This window comes from Rhodococcus sp. SMB37, assembly GCF_004345605.1.
In the GTDB taxonomy this organism is placed as follows: Bacteria; Actinomycetota; Actinomycetes; order Mycobacteriales; family Mycobacteriaceae; genus Rhodococcus.
Genome location: NZ_SLVY01000047.1, coordinates 1 through 1,370, shown reverse-complemented (window position 1 = coordinate 1,370; position 1,370 = coordinate 1). Strand labels below are relative to the sequence as shown.

Below are 1,370 nucleotides of genomic sequence, written 5' to 3'. Positions count from 1 at the left end.
CAGGGTGCCGTAGTTGTTGACTTCCGGGGCTGCGGCCTGGAGTTTCATGCGCTCAAGACCAGGTCGACCGCGTGATGAGGGTTGGCCGCCAGTCGCCGGCAGGCCCGGGCGATGTTCGAGTGCCCGGCCCGACGATGAAGACCGACCACCACGTTCCGCAACGTCGCCATCACCTGCGGACCGTGCCCGGTGCGGACAGCGGACCGGTCCTCGTCGAACGTCACATCACGCACGTAATGGATTCTGTTCTCGATGTGCCAGTGTCCGCGGATCCACGACGCGAGCAACTTCGGTGGTGCTTGCTCGCATGGCAGTGAGCAGATCGCGTACACCACCTCGGTGCTCCATGCGCCGGCACCGAGTACACGCCGACGCCGGATTATCTGAATTACCTGCTGGGCGTACGGAAACCGCAGGCCACGGGCCACGGTGAGGATCTTGTAGCTGCGGTGTTCCTCGCGGCCGTGGCCGCGCTCGACCGGATCCGACCACACCACCGGCACCTGCTCCCACGGCTGGTCCCGGACCCGGGCGAGCAGGCCCGGCTGGTTCGCCTTGACGATCATGACGTACTCGGCGCGGCATTGCTCGCGCAGGCACCTGGCGGTCGCCTTCTGCGTATGCATTGCATCAACGGTGACCACCGCCCCGGTGATATCGATCCCACGCAACAGCCTTCGGACCGTGGGGATCTCGTTGCTCTTGTCGGCGGTGCGGCACTGCCCGAGCACGACGGTGTCGCCGTGAGTGACCGCCGCGACCAGATGCGGCGCCGCCTGTTTCCCGATGCGGGCACCGCGGATCGTCTTGCCGTCCACCGCCACGGCCAACCGTACGGTGTCGGCGCCGGCCCGGGCAGCCAGGTGCCGGCCGAGCACCCGATCCAGGGCGTCACCGTCGACCCGGCCGAACACCTGCCGGATCGTAGCCTCGCTCGGAACACGGAATCGAATACCGCACCGCTGTAAAACTTGCCGTGGTACACCGGCGGCCCAATCGGCGATGGCGTAGAACGAGCGGGCTCCGGCGGAGACCGCGCACAACGCCACCGCGATCAGTGACGGTAATCGGTAGCGGCGACCGCGCCGAGCGCGCGGATCGGGCACCGCCTCGAGCGTGGTGAGCAGATCCGGCATCTGTGTGTCGTCGGCGACGACCCCACTCCATCGGGTCAGCTGGTCAAGACAGGGGTCGATCGGGGACACTGTCCCGGCGGGCATGGGTGACTCCTCGTGGACGATCGTTGGATGCGTAAGACACACCCATGATCAATCCCTGTCCCCATGCCCGCTCCACCGGCCCGGACAGCACCTCGAATAAAGCGAAAACCCCAGTTCACAGGGTCGCTAATCAACAACTACGGCGCCCTG

At 66.5% G+C, this 1,370-nt stretch carries 1 protein-coding gene; it reads right to left on the bottom strand.

The window, feature by feature from the left end:
- Positions 1–44: 44 nt before the first annotated feature.
- On the bottom strand, positions 45–1,220 hold the full coding sequence (locus tag EV641_RS29080; RefSeq protein ID WP_042445202.1) for an ISAs1 family transposase: 1,176 nt from the start codon (positions 1,218–1,220) through the stop codon (positions 45–47).
- Positions 1,221–1,370: the final 150 nt, after the last annotated feature.

Bases quoted from the DNA above. Each gene is read 5' to 3' on its own strand.
- EV641_RS29080 (WP_042445202.1), bottom strand. From the start codon at position 1,220: ATGCCCGCCGGGACAGTGTCCCCGATCGACCCCTGTCTTGACCAGCTG.